The 18,210-nt window shown below is 63.8% G+C and carries 17 protein-coding genes; 3 read left to right on the top strand and 14 right to left on the bottom strand.

Translation table 11 applies throughout. From position 1 onward, the window contains the following. Positions 1-35 precede the first annotated feature (35 nt). The 3 genes from B8115_RS20310 to B8115_RS20300 all read right to left on the bottom strand — a co-directional run bounded on the left by B8115_RS20310 (position 36) and on the right by B8115_RS20300 (position 2,710). Entirely contained in the window at positions 36-551 is a 516-nt protein-coding gene (locus B8115_RS20310; RefSeq protein WP_010629692.1) for a hypothetical protein, read from the bottom strand. Positions 552-646: 95 nt separating this feature from the next. Further along, positions 647-2,443 (bottom strand): sodium:solute symporter family protein, encoded by a 1,797-nt coding sequence (locus tag B8115_RS20305; protein WP_010629691.1) that lies wholly within the window; start codon positions 2,441-2,443, stop codon positions 647-649. Positions 2,444-2,449: 6 nt separating this feature from the next. Beyond that, positions 2,450-2,710, bottom strand: coding sequence for a DUF4212 domain-containing protein (locus B8115_RS20300; RefSeq protein WP_010629690.1), 261 nt, complete (start codon positions 2,708-2,710; stop codon positions 2,450-2,452). 745 nt (positions 2,711-3,455) lie between these two features. Here B8115_RS20300 and B8115_RS20295 point away from each other — a divergent pair. The 3 genes from B8115_RS20295 to ttcA all read left to right on the top strand — a co-directional run bounded on the left by B8115_RS20295 (position 3,456) and on the right by ttcA (position 6,972). Continuing rightward, on the top strand, positions 3,456-5,276 hold the full coding sequence (locus tag B8115_RS20295; protein ID WP_010629689.1) for a DUF294 nucleotidyltransferase-like domain-containing protein: 1,821 nt from the start codon (positions 3,456-3,458) through the stop codon (positions 5,274-5,276). A 36-nt stretch (positions 5,277-5,312) separates the two neighbouring features. Further along, entirely contained in the window at positions 5,313-5,942 is a 630-nt protein-coding gene (locus tag B8115_RS20290; protein WP_010629688.1) for a 3'-5' exonuclease, read from the top strand. Positions 5,943-6,033: 91 nt separating this feature from the next. After that, on the top strand, positions 6,034-6,972 hold the full coding sequence (ttcA, locus tag B8115_RS20285) for a tRNA 2-thiocytidine(32) synthetase TtcA (protein WP_035591770.1): 939 nt from the start codon (positions 6,034-6,036) through the stop codon (positions 6,970-6,972). Between the two features lie 75 nt (positions 6,973-7,047). Here the strand turns inward: ttcA and fnr are convergent, their stop codons facing one another. The 11 genes from fnr to ccoN form a co-directional block, all read right to left on the bottom strand. Continuing rightward, complete coding sequence (gene fnr / locus B8115_RS20280; protein ID WP_010629686.1) at positions 7,048-7,794, bottom strand: fumarate/nitrate reduction transcriptional regulator Fnr; 747 nt, start codon at positions 7,792-7,794, stop codon at positions 7,048-7,050. A gap of 119 nt (positions 7,795-7,913) precedes the next feature. Next, positions 7,914-9,296 carry an oxygen-independent coproporphyrinogen III oxidase gene (gene hemN, locus B8115_RS20275; RefSeq protein WP_010629685.1) on the bottom strand — a complete coding sequence of 461 codons (1,383 nt, stop codon included), beginning with the start codon at positions 9,294-9,296 and terminating at the stop codon, positions 7,914-7,916. A 140-nt stretch (positions 9,297-9,436) separates the two neighbouring features. Further along, complete coding sequence (locus B8115_RS20270) at positions 9,437-10,138, bottom strand: sulfite exporter TauE/SafE family protein (protein WP_010629684.1); 702 nt, start codon at positions 10,136-10,138, stop codon at positions 9,437-9,439. Then, positions 10,138-10,371 carry a cbb3-type cytochrome oxidase assembly protein CcoS gene (gene ccoS / locus B8115_RS20265; RefSeq protein ID WP_010629683.1) on the bottom strand — a complete coding sequence of 78 codons (234 nt, stop codon included), beginning with the start codon at positions 10,369-10,371 and terminating at the stop codon, positions 10,138-10,140. Before ccoS ends, B8115_RS20270 begins: the two co-directional genes overlap by 1 nt. After that, positions 10,368-12,845, bottom strand: a complete 2,478-nt coding sequence (locus B8115_RS20260; protein WP_010629682.1) for a heavy metal translocating P-type ATPase — start codon at positions 12,843-12,845, stop codon at positions 10,368-10,370. The genes ccoS and B8115_RS20260 overlap by 4 nt, the downstream gene beginning before the upstream one ends. 30 nt (positions 12,846-12,875) lie before the next feature. Continuing rightward, positions 12,876-13,391: a FixH family protein gene (locus B8115_RS20255; RefSeq protein WP_010629681.1), complete on the bottom strand. Its 516-nt coding sequence runs from the start codon at positions 13,389-13,391 to the stop codon at positions 12,876-12,878. Continuing rightward, positions 13,388-14,842 (bottom strand): cytochrome c oxidase accessory protein CcoG, encoded by a 1,455-nt coding sequence (gene ccoG / locus B8115_RS20250; RefSeq protein WP_010629680.1) that lies wholly within the window; start codon positions 14,840-14,842, stop codon positions 13,388-13,390. Before ccoG ends, B8115_RS20255 begins: the two co-directional genes overlap by 4 nt. Before the next feature lie 128 nt (positions 14,843-14,970). Then, positions 14,971-15,900 carry a cytochrome-c oxidase, cbb3-type subunit III gene (gene ccoP / locus B8115_RS20245; protein ID WP_010629679.1) on the bottom strand — a complete coding sequence of 310 codons (930 nt, stop codon included), beginning with the start codon at positions 15,898-15,900 and terminating at the stop codon, positions 14,971-14,973. After that, positions 15,897-16,136 (bottom strand): CcoQ/FixQ family Cbb3-type cytochrome c oxidase assembly chaperone, encoded by a 240-nt coding sequence (locus tag B8115_RS20240; protein ID WP_010629678.1) that lies wholly within the window; start codon positions 16,134-16,136, stop codon positions 15,897-15,899. Before B8115_RS20240 ends, ccoP begins: the two co-directional genes overlap by 4 nt. Positions 16,137-16,138: 2 nt before the next feature. Then, complete coding sequence (ccoO, locus tag B8115_RS20235; RefSeq protein ID WP_010629677.1) at positions 16,139-16,747, bottom strand: cytochrome-c oxidase, cbb3-type subunit II; 609 nt, start codon at positions 16,745-16,747, stop codon at positions 16,139-16,141. A 22-nt stretch (positions 16,748-16,769) separates the two neighbouring features. After that, the gene (ccoN, locus tag B8115_RS20230; RefSeq protein ID WP_010629676.1) at positions 16,770-18,194 is read right to left on the bottom strand and encodes a cytochrome-c oxidase, cbb3-type subunit I; all 1,425 of its coding nucleotides are present in this window, start codon (positions 18,192-18,194) and stop codon (positions 16,770-16,772) included. Positions 18,195-18,210 lie beyond the last annotated feature (16 nt).

Here is an 18,210-nt window from a genome sequence, read left to right as displayed (position 1 = left end):
AGGACAGCGCAAGACGCCCTGCCGACGGTTCGACGCTACCAGGGGGAGCAGACTGCCTCGAGCAGGCGTGAACCCTCGTTGAGCCGGCGCATGCCCTCGGTGCGGGGCTGGCGGCTCTCTTCGCTCAGCGGCACCATTTCGGCCGTGGTGCAGTTCATCAGATAGGGCTGATGAGTCAGGCGGTCGACGTACTCCTTCTCGAAGCGATAGAGGATGAATTCGACCAACTGCTGGTCGTTCGCCTCGCGCGGCACCATGCTGCTCTGGTCGACCACACTGAAGGCCACCGTGAGCGGATACAGGTAGGTCCAGGGACGCCACGGCATGCTGTCCTGCTCGGTGTGGACCACCCGGGCCGTGGGTGGCAGCTGCTCCAGCTTGTGGTCGAGCCAGGAGTATTCGTAGTGGATCTGGTAGCCCAGCATGCCCAGCCCGGCAAACACTGGGATGATCCACTTTGGCAGCCGTTTGCCGCTGGCCACGCGCAGTATCAGGCCAATTCCCGCCGCCCCCAAGGCGGCGAAGATCGCCGCGATCAAGTGCCATATCATGACGCCACCTTTATCAATGCAATCGGGCTTCCCGGTGGGAAGCCCGATCTGGTTCGGTTCCCGGCCCTGGGGCAGGGCCGGGGGGTGATTATGGCTTAGTGGCCGGTGGCTGCGCCAGCGCCTTTCGGATAGCGCACGCTTTCGACCAGTTCCTGGATCTCCTGCGGCGGCTCCTCGGTGGCGCTGGATACCGCGTAGGCCACGGCGAAGTTGATCATCGCACCCACTGCACCGAAGGAGAGCGGTGAGATGCCGAACAGCCAGTTGGATTCGACGTTCGCCAGCATGTTGGTGCCGGGAATGAAGAACCAGCCCAGGTAGGTGAAGATGTACAGCAGGGTGGAAAGCAGGCCGGCCAGCATGCCGCAGATGGCGCCCTTGCTGTTCATCCGGGTGGAGAAGATACCCATCATCAGCACCGGGAACAGCGAGGCGGCGGCGATGCCGAAGGCGAGTGCTACCACCTGGGCCGCGAATCCTGGCGGATTGAGGCCGAGGTAGGTCGCCAGCAGGATGGCGCCGGCCATGGAGATCCGTGCCGCCAGCATTTCGCCTTTCTCGGAGATGCTCGGGTTGATGGTGTTCTTGATCAGGTCATGACTGATGGCGGAAGAGATCGCCAGCAGCAGGCCTGCCGCGGTGGAGAGTGCCGCCGCGATACCGCCCGCTGCGATCAGGCCGATGACCCAGCCCGGCAGGTTGGCGATTTCCGGGTTGGCCAGTACCAGGATGTCGTTGTTCACCGTCAGTTCGTTGCCTTCCCAGCCAAGCTCGCTGGCGATGGGCTGGAAGCCCGGGTTGGCATCGTTGTACATCTGGATGCGGCCGTCGTTGTTGTGATCGGTGAAGGTGATCAGGCCGGTGTCTTCCCAGGTGCGGATCCAGTCAGGACGCTCCTCGTAGAGGATCGGGTTGGCCAGTGCCTCCTGGTAGTCTTCCACCTGTCCGGCCATTTCCGGGAAGATGGTGGTGGCCAGGTTGAGGCGCGCCATGGAGCCCACGGCCGGTGCGGTCAGGTAGAGCAGGGCGATGAACACCAGTGCCCAACCGGCGGACCAGCGTGCATCGGCCACCTTCGGTACGGTGAAGAAGCGGATGATGACGTGGGGCAGACCGGCGGTACCGATCATCAGCGACAGGGTGAACAGCACCATGTTGAGCTTGTTGTCGACGTCGGCAGTGTAGTCGCGGAAGCCCAGCGCCGTTACCACCTCGTCGAGCTTGGCCAGCAGCGGCACGCCGGATTCGGTGTGGGTGCTGAACATGCCGAACATCGGGATGGGGTTGCCGGTCAGCTGCATGGCGATGAACACGGCAGGGATGGTATAGGCGATGATCAGTACGATGTACTGGGCCACCTGAGTGTAGGTAATACCCTTCATGCCGCCGAATACCGCATACAGGAAGACGATGCCTGCCGCGATCCAGATACCGGTGCTGCTGGGTACTTCGAGGAAGCGTGAGAAGGCCACGCCGGCGCCGGTCATCTGACCGATAACGTAGGTCACCGAGGCCACGATCAAGCAGATTACCGCGACCACGCGGGCAGTCTTGCTGTAGAAGCGGTCGCCGATGAAGTCGGGCACGGTGAACTTGCCGAACTTACGCAGGTAAGGGGCAAGCAGCATGGCCAGGATGACGTAGCCGCCGGTCCAGCCCATGAGGAAGGTAGAGTTGGCGTAGCCGCCGGAAGCCAGCAGACCGGCCATGGAGATGAAGGACGCCGCTGACATCCAGTCGGCCGCCGTGGCCATGCCGTTGGTGACCGGATGGACGCCGCCGCCGGCGACGTAGAAGTCCTTAGTGGAGCCGGCTCGTGCCCAGATGGCGATGCCGATATAGAGAGCGAACGAGCCGCCCACGAAGAGCAGGTTGATGGCAAACTGACTCATGCTGGTTTACTCCCCCAGGCCGAACTTCTGGTCGAGCTTGTTCATCTTCCAGGCATAGAAGAAGATCAGGCCGATAAAGGTGAGAATGGAGCCCTGCTGAGCGAACCAGAACCCGAGGTCGGTGCCGCCGATCGGTATCCCCGAGAGCAGGGGCCGAAACAGCATGGCGCAGCCGTAGGAAACGAACGCCCAGACGATCATGCATCCGGTTATGAGGCGTACGTTTGCCTTCCAGTATTCAGCAGCATTGATCTTGTCATCTGCCATAGTGATGCTCTCCACTTGTTGTTAAAGGTTGGGGAAGTCGCACAGAGAGATGCCATATTTCATCAGGGGGTTGCACTGAGCGAGTCGAATCGGGTGCATGAACGAAGGCCTGTCGGCGCCCGAGGATCCCTTGCTCCCTGCGTACATCCGCGCTTCCCGCTACGACCGGTTATCCATTAGTCGAGTCGCGTTATCCAGGTGCGATCACCCTGTATGACTCATGAGCAATACTGGTCAATAAACTCAAAAAATAAAATCCCAGACTTTGGTATCATGAGTAAATTGTAATAGAAGGGTGTTTGTAATTTTTCTTTATTTTCAGTGGTTTGTGTTTGTCTGTTGTCATGTTTTCAGGTGGCTGAGGAGTCAGTGATAGGACGATTGTCTAGCATTGAACTTTTGTCTATTAGCTGTTTGGTTTAGGGGGTGTCTTCCTCTTCAAGTGGTGCAGACGTTCTGGAAAAGAGTTCTTTGGACGTTGGTCTAGGTTATCTCCTAAATCTTGGGGCTGTTATCCTGCCTCGAGGATGCAAGCAGTGCTTCTGCCAAGGCTTCGAAGGAAAGCAGCGCTGCTATTGTTGTTGGAAGCGACAGGGACGTGTAGGAAAAAGTCCGGGAGTATCTCGTAAAACGACCGGGCTGCCAGATTTCCCTGCGGGCTCGCTCGGCTGCCGGTGTCGCTGCCCGGCGCTCCCGGTATTCGCGATGAACCGAGGCATGGTGGCCGCACCACGGGGGTAACGAGATGGTCGATGTCGATCTTTCCCAACCACCTTTCTCCTTTCTTGATGAGGCGGGGCGGGAGCGCATCCGTCATGGCATCGACCTGGCCTATTTCGACCGCGACGAGATCATTCTCGAGACCGGCCAGCCGGGAGAGTACGTCTTCCTCATTCACAAGGGGGAAGTGGCGGAGCTGGATGCCACCCAGCCCGGCGCGCGTGAGCGCATCGGCCACTACACGGCGGGCGATCTTTTCGGTGCCATCAGCATTCTCAACGGCAAGAGCCGCTATCGTTTTCGCGCCGAGCAGGAGAGTCTCTGCTATCTGCTGCCCAAGGCGCTGTTCCTGCAGCTGTGCGACGACTGCCCGGCCTTTGCCGAATTTTTCCGCCAGACCCTGGCACACAAGGCCCGGCTGCTGACCGAGCAGCGCGCCGAAGGCGGTGTGACCATGGCCGGCTTCATGCTGGCCCGGGTCAGCGAGTGCATGCGCCCGCCGCTGTGCATGTCTGCCGAGACCACCATCGCAGAGGCGGTGTCGAGATTGCATGAGAGCCATGCCGACAGCCTGTTGGTGGAAGGCCCCGGCGGTGCCGGCATGGTGACCAAGACCGATCTGCTCAATGCACTGGTGTTGAAGGGGCTGGAGAAGGAGAGCCCGCTGCAGGCCATTGCCAACTTCGAGCTGGTGACGGTAAGTCCCGGCCAGTACCTGTTCGAAGTGCTGGTCATGATGACCCGCTTCAAGGTGGAGCGGGTCGTGGTCATGGAGCAGGAGCGTCCCATCGGCGTGGTCGAGCTCACCGACGTGCTCAGCTATTTCTCCAGCCGCAGCTACGTGGTGAGCCTGCAGGTGGAACAGGCGGACAGTCTCGATGCCCTTTACCGTGCCAGCCGGCGCACCCCCGAGCTGGTCAAGGCGCTGATGGCCCAGGGCGTCAAGCTGCGCTTTGCCATGGGACTGCTGGCGGCGCTCAATGGGCGCATCATGTCCAAGGCGTGGGGCTTTCTCATCGACGAGCGCTATCACCGTGACAGCTGCCTGATGGTGATGGGCAGCGAGGGTCGCGGCGAGCAGATCCTCAAGACCGATCAGGACAACGGCCTGATTCTCGCCGACGGGCTCGAGTGGCCGGATGTGGGCGAACAGATGCAGCGTCTCACCGAGACCTTGATCGAGCTCGGCTACCCGCCTTGCCCCGGCAACATCATGGTCAACAATCCGGAGTGGGTGGGTAGCGTCTCACAGTGGCGCGAACGCATCGCGCGCTGGGCCGAGAAGCGCGATGGCGACAGCTTGATGAAGCTGGCCATCATGCTCGACTCCCACTCGGTGGCCGGCAACCCGGCGCTGCTCGACCGCGTGCGCCAGTCGCTGTTCGAGCAGTGTTCTCGTGATGAGCTGCTGCTCTCCTACTTTGCGCGTACGGCGCTGCGCTTCTCCACCCCGTTGACCCTGTTCGGCTCGCTGAAGAAGCCGCAGCACGGGATCGACATCAAGAAGGGCGGCATCTTTCCTATCGTTCACGGCGTACGCACCATGGCGCTGGAGCGACGCATCCAGCCGACCTCGACGCTCGAGCGGCTCGAGGCCCTGGCCGCGGACGGACGGCTGGAGGCGCGGGTGGCCGAGGATCTCGCCGAGGCGTTATCGCTGTTCACCGAACTGCGCCTGAAACAGCAGCTCGAGCGTCTCGATGGCGAACCCAACGGCAAGAGCCCCGATCGGGTCGTGGTCCAGCAGTTGTCGTCGCTGGAGCGTGACCTGCTGCGTGAGGCATTGCATATCGTCAAGGACTTCAAACAGAGCCTGTCGCAACGCTATCACCTCGAATACACCTGAGGACGTTGCACAGCCGAGGACAAAAGGAGGTTTGCCATGTTTCGCGCCCTGCGCCGTGCCAACGACCGCCGCCGTCATGCCGGCGGCGAGTACGGCTGGCTGTTCCATCCCTATACCGGGGATGAGCTGGTGGCCATCGACTGCGAAACCACCGGCGTCGATACGCGTACCGCCGAGCCCGTCTCCATCGGGGCGGTCAAGGTGCGCGGTGACAGGGTGCTCACCAGCGAGTCCCTCGACCTGCGCTTGAAACGCCCTGCCACGCTGACCGGCGACTCCATTCGTGTGCATGGCCTGCGCGGAGTCGATCTCGACGATGGCGAGAGCCTCGATGAGGCCCTGGTGAAATTGCTCGACTTCATCGGCAACCGGCCGCTGTTGGGGTGGCGGCTCGACTTCGACCTGGCCATCCTCAACCGTCAAATTCGCCCCCGCTTCGGCTTCGACCTGCCCAATACCTGTATCGACGTGGCGCAGCTGTATCATCGCCAACTGCGTCGCAGTGTCATGGAGCCCGAGCCTCGCGCCCAGCGTTTCGAGACGGTGGCAGCAGCGCTGGACGTGCCGGTGATGGGGCGCAATACCGCACTCGGCGATGCCGTGACCACGGCGCTGATGTACCTACGCCTGGAGCGGACCGGAATGCCCGAACGACAAGAGGCATGAGCCGCTGAATCGCTGCTGCGGCGTCGCCTTCGGACGGTGTCGATGGTAGGATTGCCACCCATCCTTCACCATGCCCTGGCAGCCCGTGACCATGCAAGACGCCGTGACTTTCGATCCCACCACCGTCGATGACGACACCCGTCAACAGCGCGACGAGGTGAGCGAGGCGAGTTCGCCGCTGGCTGCACTCGACGCCAAGCAGCGCCGCGAGTTCAACAAGCTGCAGAAGCGTCTGCGGCGTCAGGTGGGCAACGCGATCATCGATTACGGCATGATCCACGAAGGCGACCGGGTCATGGTCTGCCTGTCGGGGGGCAAGGACAGCTATACGCTGCTCGAGATTCTGCGTAACCTGCAGCGCAATGCGCCGGTGAACTTCTCGCTGGTGGCGGTGAATCTCGACCAGAAGCAGCCCGGCTTCCCCGAGCACGTGCTGCCCGAGTATCTCGAGCGCATCGGCGTCGAATACTACATCCTCGAGCGCGATACCTATTCGGTGGTCAAGGAGAAGACGCCGGAAGGCAAGACCACCTGTGCGCTCTGCTCGCGCCTGCGGCGTGGCTCGCTGTACGGCTTTGCCGAGGAGATCGGCGCGACCAAGGTGGCGCTTGGCCACCATCGTGAGGACATTCTCGAGACGCTGTTCCTCAACATGTTCTATGGCGGCAGCCTCAAGGCCATGCCGCCCAAGCTGCTCTCCGACGATGGCAAGAACATCGTCATCCGCCCGCTGGCCTACTGCCGCGAGGCGGACATCGCCGAGTTCGCAAGGCTGATGGAGTTCCCCATCATCCCCTGCAACCTGTGCGGCTCCCAGCCCAACCTGCAGCGCCAGGTGGTCAAGGAGATGCTGGCCGAGTGGGAGCGCAAGAACCCCGGGCGCCTCGAGACCATGTTCAAGGCGGTGACCAACGTGGCGCCGTCGCAGCTGGCCGACCGTGAGCTGTTCGACTTCGAAGGGCTCGAGGCCAAGCAGGCCAGGATGCAGGAGCGGCGCATCGATGCCCTGGATCTGTCGAACGACGGCTGAGCCGATAGCCCGCCCAAACGCAAACCGCCCGGCCTAGGCCGGGCGGTTTGCGTTTGCTCGCGGATGTCGTGGGGCTCAGTGGTCGTCCTGGGCCTGGGCCACCAGCGCCTCGAGATTGAGAATGTTCACTTCGCGACCCGACACCTCGACCAGCCCCTGCTGCTGGAAGCGGCCGAGAATGCGACTCACGGTCTCTACGGCCAGCCCCAGGTAGTTGCCGATATCGGCCCGTGACATGGAGAGGCGGAAGCTGTAGGGCGAGTAGCCGCGGCGACGGAAGCGGTCCGACAGGCTGGTGAAGAAACTGGCCAGACGCTGGTCGGCGGTCTTGCGCGACAGCAGGCGCATCATCTTGCGATCGTCGCGCAGCTCCTTGCTCATGCTGCGATAGAGCTGGCCACGCAACTCCGGCAGCTGTTCGGAGAGATGGTCGAGCCGGTCGAAGGGAATCTCACACACCGTGGTGGTCTCGAGTGCGATCACGCTACCGGGATAGGTCTGCTCGTCGATACCGTCGAGGCCGACCAGCTCGCTGGGCAGATAGAAGTTGGTGACCTGATCCTCACCGGAGCCCTCGGTGGTGATCTGCTTGAGACTGCCGGAGCGAACGGCGAAGACGCTGCTGAAGGCGCTGCCCTGGCGGAACAGGGATTCCCCTTTCTTCAGTGGAGAGCGACGCCGAATGATGGCATCGAACTGCTCCATGTCCTCGATTTCCAGAGCGAGAGGCAGGCACAGTGAACTCAGGCTGCAGTTCTGGCAGCGAGTTTCATGCAGCAGTGAACGCCGCTTGCCGAGCGCATTGGCCGCGTTTACCGGCATGCTCCACCTCCTTGATCATTGTCATTAAGGCATTATGGAACATTATTGGTGCAGGTAAAATGCCCCTTGCGACCTTTGGCCGCAACACCTTGCGGAACCTTGAGAAATGATCTTCTGACTTAAACGATTCGGGAGTGCTGAGAGTCGGGCTGCCGTGGCAGCCTGGCATCGAAGGCCATGGCAAGGTGCCGGATCAGCAAGCGGCCCAAGGGGGTGGCAATCAGGCGAGGCCCATCCCAGACGACCAGTCCGTCACGCTGGGGCATCTCGAGGCGAGCCAGAGCGTCCGTCAGATAGCGTGGCGCGTCGATGCCGAAGGTCTCGCTCAGCTCATTGAAGTCGAGTTCCATGTCGCACATTAGTCGTTCGATGGCGTGCCGCCTGACCCGATCGTCGAAGGAGAGACGAATGCCACGCGCCGTGGGCAGATGACTGGCGTCCAGCGCTTGCTCGTAGGCAGCGAGAGTGACGTGATTCTGCGAATAGACGTCGTCCATGCAGGAGATCGCCGACACGCCAAGCCCGATCAGGTCGCACTGCGCATGGCTGGAGTAGCCCTGGAAGTTGCGCTGCAGGGTGCCTTCACGCTGCGCGATGGCAAGACTGTCGCTGGCTCTGGCGAAGTGGTCCATGCCGATGTGCACATAGCCTGCTTCGGTCAGCATGGCGATGGTGATGCGCAGCATGGCCAGTTTTTCCTCGGGCGCGGGCAGGTCCCCTGCGTTGATGTGACGCTGGGCCGCGAAGCGCTCCGGCATGTGGGCATAGTTGAAGATCGATAGCCGTGCCGGGGCCATGGCGATCACCTGCTCCAGCGTGGCGGCAAAGCTGTCGCGGGTCTGCAAGGGCAGGCCGTAGATGAGATCCAGATTGAGCGAACGAAAACCGAGGCGGTCGGCTTCATCGATCAACGCCTCGGTCAGGATGCGTGGCTGGACCCGATTGATGGCCCGTTGCACCCGGGGATCGAGATCCTGCACGCCGAGACTTAGGCGGTTGAAGCCCAGGGCCTGTAGATGGCGCAGGGTGAAGACGTCGGCCTCGCGGGGGTCGATCTCGATGGCATAGTCGCGGTCGCGGGCGCTGGAAAGGCCGAAGCGGGCGTCGAGGCGGTCGATAAGATCGCTCATCTGATCGAGGCTCAGGAAGGTTGGCGTCCCGCCGCCCCAGTGCAACTGAGCCACTTCCCTCCGCGTATCCACATGCGGCTTGATCAGCACCATCTCGCGGTCCAGGCGAGAGATGTAGGGCTCCGCCACCTTGGTGGTCTTGGTCGCGACCTTGTGACAGCCGCAGTAGTGGCAGGCCTTGCGACAGAACGGGATATGCACGTAGATCGACAGCGGCCTGCCGTCGGCGTTGCTGCGCGCCAGCGCTGCCTGATAGTCCGGCTCGGTGATGTCCGAGCCGAACGACAGGGCGGTGGGATACGAGGTATAGCGAGGCCCGTGGGTGTCGTAGCGCCGCAGCAGGGCCGCGTCCCAGATGAAGGGATCGGCCATCGTTCGAGTCATGGATGGCGCAGGGACGGACATGAAGGCACTCCCAAGACGAACTGTAGGGACAATGCTAGCCGTACCCTCTCACTGCCGGGTTGAGCTGCGTCAAAATGGCGTGAGAATAGCGTGTCGGAGGAGCTGCTTCAGTGGCCTGGCGCACCCAGCGGCAGCAGCATGGTGAGCTGCCACACGGCAAAGCCGATGATGGTCAGCGCGGCCAGGGCGCGGGTTGCCGGGTGCCGGATCAGGGCGCCCAACTGACGCGCGGCGAAGCCGGTCACCAGCAGCGAGGGCAGGGTGCCGAGACCGAAGGCCGCCATCAGCGAGGCGCCGAACAGCGGATCGGCCGTGGCCAGACTCCAGGCCAGCATGGAATAGACCAGCCCGCACGGCAGCCAGCCCCAGACGGCACCGAGCGCGATGGCCTGTGGTACCTTCACTACGGGCATCAGGCGCTTGCCGAAGGGCTCCAGGTAGCGCCAGAGATGGCGGCCGAGCGCCTCCACCCTGAGCAGACCCTTCCACCAGTTGGCGATGTAGAGCGCCATCAGAATCAGCATGATGGCGGCGAATGCCTGCAGGCCCGCGCGGGCTGCCGGCGTCAGCGCCACCAGGGTGCCGAGCGAGGCGACCAGGGCACCGGCGACCATGTAGCTCAGGATACGGCCCAGGTTGTAGCCGAGCAGCAGCCCCGAGAGCCGGGCGGGGCTGCGCATGCTGGGGGGCACGGCGAAGGTCAGTGCGCTCATGATGCCGCCGCACATGCCGATGCAGTGCGCGCCACCGAGCAGGCCGAAGACGAAGGCCGCCAGCAGTGGCGGCAGGCCGAGGCCCGTCGGGTCCATCAGCGCTTCGCCGGCCCGTCGTCACTCTTCTCGGCTGGCTGGCGCCGTGCCGCCTGACGACGCTTTTCGCGCTCTTCCGCGGGTAGGTCGTTCTTGTCCTCGTCGAAGAGGATGCGATGGGCGGGGCCTTCCAGATCCTCGAACTGGTCGTTTTTCACCGCCCAGAAGAAGGCCCACACGGCCAGGCCGAGCAGAACCAGCGAGAGTGGAATGAGCAGGTACAGAATGGTCATGCGTTCACCAGTCGTGCTTCGGAAGCCGGCACCGGAGCAGGGCGCAGCCGGAAGCGGTTGAGCCGCAGCGCATTGCCCACCACCACCAGCGAGCTGCCCGACATGCCCAGCGCCGCGACCCAGGGCGGCACGATACCGATGGCGGCCAGCGGCAGCGCCGAGAAGTTGTAGCACACCGACCAGATCATGTTCTGGCGCATGATGCGCCGGGTGGCGCGGGCGATCTCGATGGCTTCGACGATACGCAACAGACGCGGGCTCAGCAACACGGCGTCGGCGCTGGTGCGGGCCAGATCGGTAGCGCCGTTCATGGCGATCGACACGTCGGCGCCGGCCAGCACCGGGACGTCGTTGATACCGTCGCCGATCATGGCGACCTTCTCGCCGGCCGCCTGGCACTCGCGAATGCGCGCCAGCTTGCCCTCCGGACTGGCGCCGGCCTGCCAGGTCTCGATGCCCAGCTGCTCGGCCATGCCGCGCACGGCCTCAGTGGTATCGCCGGAGAGCAGCTCGACCTGGATGCCGCGGGATTTCAGCTCGGCGACGGTTTCCGCCGCGTCTTCGCGCAGCCTGTCGCGTAGGGCGAACCAGACGCGGGGCTCGCCCTCTTCGCCGAGCAGCAGCCACTGGCCTTCCCCCGGTGGCGTCAGGACACGGTCCGGCGCAACGAAGTCGGCGCGTCCCAGGCGCCAACGCTTGCCGTCTATCACGCCCTCGACCCCCTGACCGGTGCGGCTGGCTCTGTCGCTGGCATCCACCGTGGCCTGGCGCCAGGGACGGAAAGCGCGGGCGATGGGGTGCTCCGAATGGGCTTCCAGGGCGGCGGCGACGGTACGTGCCCGCTCGGCTGTGATGCCGTCGAGGGGGCGGGTGTCGATGAGCTGCATTTCGCCGCAGGTGAGGGTGCCGGTCTTGTCGAAGATCACCCGGTCGACCTGGGACAGCGACTCGATGGCGTCGGCACGGGTGATCAGTATGCCTCGACGGCGCAGCTGACCGTGCCCCGCGGTGAGTGCGGTGGGCGTGGCCAGCGCCAAAGCGCAGGGGCAGGTCACCACCAGTACCGAGAGCATCACCCACAGCATGCGGCTGGGGTCGATGAACCACCAGGCGGTGGTCACGCAGACGGTCACCACCAGCAGACGCAGCACGAACAGGTGCGACATGCGGGCGGCGAGCTGGGCCAGGCGCGGGCGGCTGGCGAAAGCGCGGTCGGTGAGGTCGACGATGCTGGCCACCCGCGCGTCCTTGCCGGCGTGGGTCACGCGAATCACCAGCGGGCTCTCGATGTTCTGACTGCCGCCGGTGACGCTGTCGCCGACGCGCCGGATCACTGGCAGGTACTCACCGGTGAGCATCGACTCATCGAGGCTCGACTCGCCCTCTTCGATGAGGCCGTCGGCGGGGACCCCGTGGCCGGGCTTGACGATCACCCGGTCGCCGGCGACGAGCTCGCTGGCCGGCAGGATACGCTCCTCGCCGTTGGCCTCCAGACGCACCGCCGAGAGCGGCAGGGCACCGGCCATGACGTTGCCCGTATGGCCGCTGCGGCGCCGCGCGCGGGCTTCCACATAGCGTCCGAATAGCAGGAAGAAAGTGAACATCGCCACCGAGTCGAAGTACACCTCGCCGGTGTCGGCGATCACCGCATAGCCGCTGGCCAGGTAGGCTCCACCGATGGCGATGGAAACGGGGACGTCCATGCCCAGCACGCGGGTGCGCAGATCGCGCACGGCGTTGCGGAAGAAGGGCATGGCCGAGAAGAACACCACCGGTGTGGCCAGGGCGAACGACAGCCAGTGGAAGAGAGCGTAGAAGTCTGCGCTGATCTCGCCCGGTGCGGCCATGTAGATGGGGATGGAGAACATCATCACCTGAGCCATGCCCACCGCCGCCACGATCAGCCGGCGGATGTTCATGCGCTCCTCGAACTGCAGCCGCTGCTGGGCGGCATCCGGCTCGTAGGGTTGGGCGCTGTAACCGATGGCGGCCATCTCGGCGAGAATGCGCGACAGCTTGAGGCGTGCCGGGTCCCAGGCCACGCGGACGCGATGGTGGCTCAGATTGACGGCGCTGGAGGTGACGCCCTCCAGATCGTTGAGGCGGTGCTCGATCAGCCAGGCGCAGGCGGCGCAGGTAATGCCGTCCACCGCCAGGGTGGCATACACGCGTTCGCCGTCGGCTTCGGCGTGGACGAACTGACGCTGCAGGCCGGGGTCGTCGAATACCGCCCAGGTCTCGGCCTTGACCGCCTGGCGCTCGTCGGGGCGCTCGGGCAGCTCGGTGCGAAAGCGGTAGTAGCTGCCAAGCCCGCCGTCGACGATGGCGTGGGCCACCGCCTCGCAGCCGGGGCAGCACAGCGGGTGTTCACGCTCGTCGAGCGTGATCGACCAGGGCGCCCCGGCGGGCACCAGGCTGCCGCAGTGGTAGCAGCTATCGATGGCGGCTTCGGCCGCGCTGGCTGGGTGGCTCATGTCGGCGCTTGGCAAGGCGAGCGAAGGCGATCAACCACGCGACGGCAGTCCGGGCGTCAGCTCGAACTCGTCGTCGCTGGGGAAGCTGCCTTCGCCGACCAGACGCCACTCGGGATGTTCCGCGCTGGGGTGAAGCTGCAGATACCAGCGATAGCGCAGGTTGTCCGGCGCTTGGCCCAGGTAGCGGCCATCGCGCACGTGCTCCAGCACGATTTCCTGGTCGCGGTCGCCCACGGTGGGGAAGAGCAGCTTCAGGTAGAGTCGCTCGGGGCGCTCTGCACCGTCGAGCTGAACGATGATGTCGCTGGTCATGGGATCGATACGCAGGTTGGCAACCAGGTCGAGCTCCTCGGCACGCTGCTGCTTGGCCAGCACCATGTTGATGGCGCGGCCGTGCTCGTAGTAATCCTCCTGCACCAGGCCGTCGGCGGTGCGAATCGCCATCACGGCCAGGGTCGAGCTGCCGAAGATCGAGGTGAACAGCAGACCGAGCAGGAACCACGGCCAGAACTGCTTGTACCAGGGGGAAGGGGTCGTCATGGTCATCTCCGTGCTTCACCGATGAAGCGGGTATCGCGTTCGAGCGTAATGCGCTCGTCGTCAAGGGATCGAAGGTTGAGCTGAATGGGGTGGCTGGGCAGTGTCAGCACCTCCGGGGCGGCGGTGATCTGTACCGCAAACAGCCGCGTGGTGCCGGCCGCTACCCGTAGCGTCTCGGTGTCGAGCTCCAGTCCGGGTAGACCGCTCACCTCCAGCTGGTAGGTGTGGTCGCGGTCGTCGAGGTTGCGTACCGTCAAGGTATAGACATTGCTGATGCGCCCGTCACGGGTCATCTGGTAGAGCTGGCCACGCTCGCGCTCCACCTCGACATTGAGCGGCATGCGGTCGCCCAGTGCCCACACGAACAGCCCGATCATCACCGTCAGGGCGGCGAAGTAACCCAGCAGGCGGGGACGCAGGATATGGGAGCGCTTGCCTTCCAGAGCGTTCTCGGTGGTATAGCGAATCAGCCCGCGCGGGTAGTTCATGCGGTCCATTACGCTGTCGCAGGCATCGATACAGGCGGCACAGGTAATGCATTCGTATTGCAGCCCCTTGCGGATGTCGATGCCGGTGGGGCAGACCTGCACGCACAGATCGCAGTCGATGCAGTCGCCGTGGCCGGCCGCGCGCGCCTCGGCATGGCTCAGGCTCTTCTTGCGCGAGCCCCTGGGTTCGCCGCGGGATGCGTCGTAGGAAACGATCAGCGTGTCGTTGTCGAACATCACCGACTGGAAGCGGGCATAGGGGCACATGTAAATGCATACCTGTTCGCGCAGCCAGCCGGCGTTGAGGTAGGTGAAGACCAGAAAGAAGCCGACCCAGAAATAGGACCAGCCGTGAGCCTCGAGGATGGGCAGTTCCACCACCAGCTCGCGAATGGGTGTGAAATAGCCGACGAAGGTGACGCCGGTGGCCAGGGCGATGGCCAGCCAGACGACGTGCTTGGCGGTCTTGCGCCACGTCTTGTCGAGGTTCATCGGCTGGTTGTCGAGCTTGATACGCCGGTTGCGCGAACCCTCCAGGCGGTGCTCCACCCAGATGTAGAGAAAGGTCCACACGCTCTGCGGGCAAGTGTAGCCGCACCATACGCGGCCGGCGAATACGGTGATGAAGAACAGGCCGAAGGCGCAGATGATCAGCAGCCACGACAGCAGGATGAACTCCTGCGGGTAGAAGGTGGCGGCGAAGATGTGGAATTCTCGCCCGGGCAGATCGAACCAGATCAGCGGGCGATCGCCCCAGGTGAGCCAGGGCAGGCCGAAGAAAGCCAGCATCAACAGCCAGTTGGCGATACGGCGCACGCGCTGGAACAGCCCCTTGATCTCGCGCACGTAGATATGGCGCCGCTTGGCGTACATCTCCTGTTGTACTGCGGCATGTTGTACCGTGGCATGGGGCGTATGATGCCCCACCGGATCCGGGGTCACGTCACGCGTGGGAATCTTATCGCTCATTTCGGACTCACGACGGGCAACGGCGGCCCGTATGGGGAAGGCAATGAAGTGGCTTCATTGTATCGAGAGCCCGTCACGAGGCGGGGCAGTGCGACGGTGGGTCGCACTGCCCGCCCGGGCGGGGGACGTCAGTCGCGGAAGCGCAGACTATAAACGTAAGCCGCCACCAGATGGACACGCTCTTCGCCGATGTAGGCTTCCTGAGCCGGCATGTGGCCATTGCGGCCATTGCGCAGCGTCTGGCGGATCGAGTCGGCCACGCTCTGACCGGGCGCCTGATAGAGCCAGATGTCGTTGGTCAGGTTGGGCGCGCCCAGGGCCGTGTTGCCGGTGCCTTCCTGGCCATGACAGGCGGCACACACCGAGGCGTAGACCGCAGCACCCTGCTCGGCCTGCTCGGCATCGTGCTCGAGGCCCGAGAGCGACAGCACGTGCTGAGCGACTCGCTCGATGTTGCGCTCGCCCAGGCTCTGGAACGAGGGCATCAGACCGTTACGACCGCGAATCAGGGTGGTCATGATCTGCTCGGGTTCGCCACCGTAGAGCCAATCGTCGTTGGTCAGGTTGGGGAAACCGTAGCCGCCGCGGGCGTTGGCGCCGTGACACACCGCGCAGTTGTTCTGGTAGATGCGCTCGGCGACCTGCATCGCTTCGGCGTCCTGCGCCAGCTCGGGGATCGGAATCTCCTGGTACTGGGCGAAGATCGGCGTGAAGCGCTCCTCGGCGCGGGCCACTTCCTGCTCCCACTGGCCTTCCTGGGTCCAGCCCAGCAGGCCGGTGAAGTTGCCAAGGCCGGGGTAGAGCAGCAGATAGCCCAGGGCGAAGATCACCGTGGCCACGTAGAGCTGGAACCACCAGCGCGGCAGCGGATTGTCGTACTCCTCGATCTCGTCGGCGGCATGACCGGTGGTTTCCACGTTGCCGTCGGCATCCGGCACCTTGTCGGTCTTGCGGTTGGCGTACAGGATCCAGAAAGCGAAGGCGATGGAGCCCAGCGTGATGATGATGATCCAGGCACTCCAGAACTCGGAGAGGGAGTCACCCCAGAAGTTGCTCATGTGTCTTTGTCTCCCCTGTCGTGGCGGGAATCGGCTTCGCTTGCCTGCTCGCGCTTGGAGCGCTGCTGCGAGGCGCTGCTGTCACGGTTGCTTTGTTCGTCGTCCTCGGCGAAGGGCAGGTTGGCCGCCTCGTCGAAATCCGGCTTGCGTCGCCGGGAGTATGCCCACCAGGTAATGCCCAGGAAGGCGATGATCAGCAGGCCGGTGATGATGCCGCGAAAGGTACCGGTATCCATGATCAGCGCGTGCCCTCGAGCACGGTCCCCAGCTGTTGCAGATAGGCCACCAGCGCGGTGATCTCCTGCTGGCCACGGACTTCACGCGTGGCGTTGGCGATATCTTCATCGGTGTAGGGCACGCCCAGGCGGCGCAGCGCCTCCATCTTGCGCGGCGTGTCACGGCCGTCGAGGGTGCGTTCGAACAGCCACGGATAGGCCGGCATGATCGAACCGGGTACCACGTCGCGCGGGTTGTACATGTGGGCACGGTGCCAGTCGTCGCTGTAGCGGCCGCCGACGCGAGCCAGATCCGGGCCGGTACGCTTGGAGCCCCACAGGAAGTTGTGCTCGTAGATGAACTCGCCAGCCACGCTGTAGTGGCCGTAGCGCTCGGTCTCGGCGCGGAACGGGCGGATCATCTGCGAGTGACAGCCGACGCAGCCCTCACGCCGGTAGATGTCGCGACCCTCCAGCTCCAGGGCAGACAGCGGGCGCAGCCCGTCCACTGGCTCCGTAGTCTGCTTCTGAAAGAACAGCGGCACGATCTCGGCCAGGCCGCCGAAGCTGATCACCACCAGGATCAACACGGCGAGCAGGCCTACGTTCTTTTCGACAATCTCGTGTTTCATTGGTGTCGGTATCCCCGGTTGCTCAGGCGGACTGCGGAAGCGGCTGCTGGGCGGCTTCGCTGCGCTTGACGGTCATGAAGACGTTGTAAGCCATGATCAACATGCCCACGACCCAGAACAGGCCGCCGATCAGGCGTACGACGTAGCCGGGACCGCTGGCCTCGACCGACTCCATGAAGGTGTACATCAAGGTGCCGTCGGGGTTGATGGCGCGCCACATCAGGCCCTGCAGGATGCCATTGACCCACATGGCGGCGATGTAGAGTACGGTGCCGATGGTGGAGAGCCAGAAGTGCACGGCGATCAGACCGACCGAGTACATCTCAGTGCGGCCGAACAGGCGCGGAATCAGGTGATACATGGAGCCGATGGTGATCATCGCCACCCAGCCCAGGGCGCCGGCGTGCACGTGTCCGATGGTCCAGTCGGTGTAGTGGGACAGGGCGTTGACCGTCTTGATGGCCATCATCGGCCCTTCGAAGGTGGACATGCCGTAGAAGGCCAGGGCAACGACCAGGAAGCGCAGGGTCGGATCGGTGCGCAGCTTATGCCAGGCGCCGGAGAGGGTCATCATGCCGTTGATCATGCCGCCCCAGGAGGGCGCCAGCAGGATGATCGACATCACCATGCCCAGCGACTGAGCCCAGTCGGGCAGCGCGGTGTAGTGCAGGTGGTGCGGGCCGGCCCACATGTAGATCATGATCAGGGCCCAGAAGTGCACGATCGACAGGCGATAGGAGTAGATGGGGCGCTCGGCCTGCTTGGGCACGAAGTAGTACATCATGCCGAGGAAGCCGGCGGTCAGGAAGAAGCCCACCGCGTTGTGGCCGTACCACCACTGCACCATGGCGTCGATGGCGCCGGAGTAGAGCGAGATGGAGTACATCATGGTGACCGGGATCGCCGCGTTGTTGACGATGTGCAGCACCGCCACGGTCAGGATGAAGGCGGCGAAGAACCAGTTGGCCACGTAGATGTGGGAGGTGCGTCGCTGCTTGACGGTCATCAGGAAGACGATGGCGTAGCTGACCCAGACCACGGCGATCAGGATGTTGATCGGCCACTCGAGCTCGGCGTACTCCTTGGTGGTGGTGTAGCCCAGCGGCAGCGTGACCACCGCCGACAGAATCACCGCCTGCCAGCCCCAGAAGGTGAAGGCCGCCAGCTTGTCGGAAAACAGCCGCGTCTGGCAGGTACGCTGCACCACGTAATACGAGGTTGCCATCAGGGCGGAGCCACCGAAGGCGAAGATGACGGCGTTGGTGTGCAGCGGGCGCAGACGGCCGAAGCTGGTCCAAGGCAGATCGAGGTTGAGTTGCGGCCATACCAGCTGTGCGGCGAGGATGACACCGAGGAGCATGCCCACGATGCCCCACACCACTGTCATGATCGCGAACTGCCGAACTACCTTGTAGTTGTAGGTCGGGTGCTCTAATGCTGTGCTCATGTCAGGTTCCCATCGA

The sequence above is a fragment of the Halomonas sp. KM-1 genome (assembly GCF_000246875.1).
Lineage (GTDB): Bacteria > Pseudomonadota > Gammaproteobacteria > Pseudomonadales > Halomonadaceae > Halomonas > Halomonas aerodenitrificans.
This window is presented reverse-complemented; position numbering and strand designations above follow the sequence as displayed.

What these genes read in the sequence shown, in the direction of transcription:
- B8115_RS20290 (WP_010629688.1), top strand. Translation starts at nt 5,313, where the DNA reads ATGTTTCGCGCCCTGCGCCGTGCCAACGACCGCCGCCGTCATGCCGGC.
- hemN (WP_010629685.1), bottom strand. Translation starts at nt 9,296, where the DNA reads ATGGCCGATCCCTTCATCTGGGACGCGGCCCTGCTGCGGCGCTACGAC.
- ccoS (WP_010629683.1), bottom strand. Translation starts at nt 10,371, where the DNA reads ATGACCATTCTGTACCTGCTCATTCCACTCTCGCTGGTTCTGCTCGGC.
- B8115_RS20310 (WP_010629692.1), bottom strand. Translation starts at nt 551, where the DNA reads ATGATATGGCACTTGATCGCGGCGATCTTCGCCGCCTTGGGGGCGGCG.
- B8115_RS20240 (WP_010629678.1), bottom strand. Translation starts at nt 16,136, where the DNA reads ATGGATACCGGTACCTTTCGCGGCATCATCACCGGCCTGCTGATCATC.
- B8115_RS20295 (WP_010629689.1), top strand. Translation starts at nt 3,456, where the DNA reads ATGGTCGATGTCGATCTTTCCCAACCACCTTTCTCCTTTCTTGATGAG.
- B8115_RS20305 (WP_010629691.1), bottom strand. Translation starts at nt 2,443, where the DNA reads ATGAGTCAGTTTGCCATCAACCTGCTCTTCGTGGGCGGCTCGTTCGCT.
- ccoO (WP_010629677.1), bottom strand. Translation starts at nt 16,747, where the DNA reads ATGAAACACGAGATTGTCGAAAAGAACGTAGGCCTGCTCGCCGTGTTG.
- fnr (WP_010629686.1), bottom strand. Translation starts at nt 7,794, where the DNA reads ATGCCGGTAAACGCGGCCAATGCGCTCGGCAAGCGGCGTTCACTGCTG.
- ccoN (WP_010629676.1), bottom strand. Translation starts at nt 18,194, where the DNA reads ATGAGCACAGCATTAGAGCACCCGACCTACAACTACAAGGTAGTTCGG.
- B8115_RS20270 (WP_010629684.1), bottom strand. Translation starts at nt 10,138, where the DNA reads ATGGACCCGACGGGCCTCGGCCTGCCGCCACTGCTGGCGGCCTTCGTC.
- B8115_RS20255 (WP_010629681.1), bottom strand. Translation starts at nt 13,391, where the DNA reads ATGACCATGACGACCCCTTCCCCCTGGTACAAGCAGTTCTGGCCGTGG.
- B8115_RS20260 (WP_010629682.1), bottom strand. Translation starts at nt 12,845, where the DNA reads ATGAGCCACCCAGCCAGCGCGGCCGAAGCCGCCATCGATAGCTGCTAC.
- ccoG (WP_010629680.1), bottom strand. Translation starts at nt 14,842, where the DNA reads ATGAGCGATAAGATTCCCACGCGTGACGTGACCCCGGATCCGGTGGGG.
- ccoP (WP_010629679.1), bottom strand. Translation starts at nt 15,900, where the DNA reads ATGAGCAACTTCTGGGGTGACTCCCTCTCCGAGTTCTGGAGTGCCTGG.
- B8115_RS20300 (WP_010629690.1), bottom strand. Translation starts at nt 2,710, where the DNA reads ATGGCAGATGACAAGATCAATGCTGCTGAATACTGGAAGGCAAACGTA.
- ttcA (WP_035591770.1), top strand. Translation starts at nt 6,034, where the DNA reads ATGCAAGACGCCGTGACTTTCGATCCCACCACCGTCGATGACGACACC.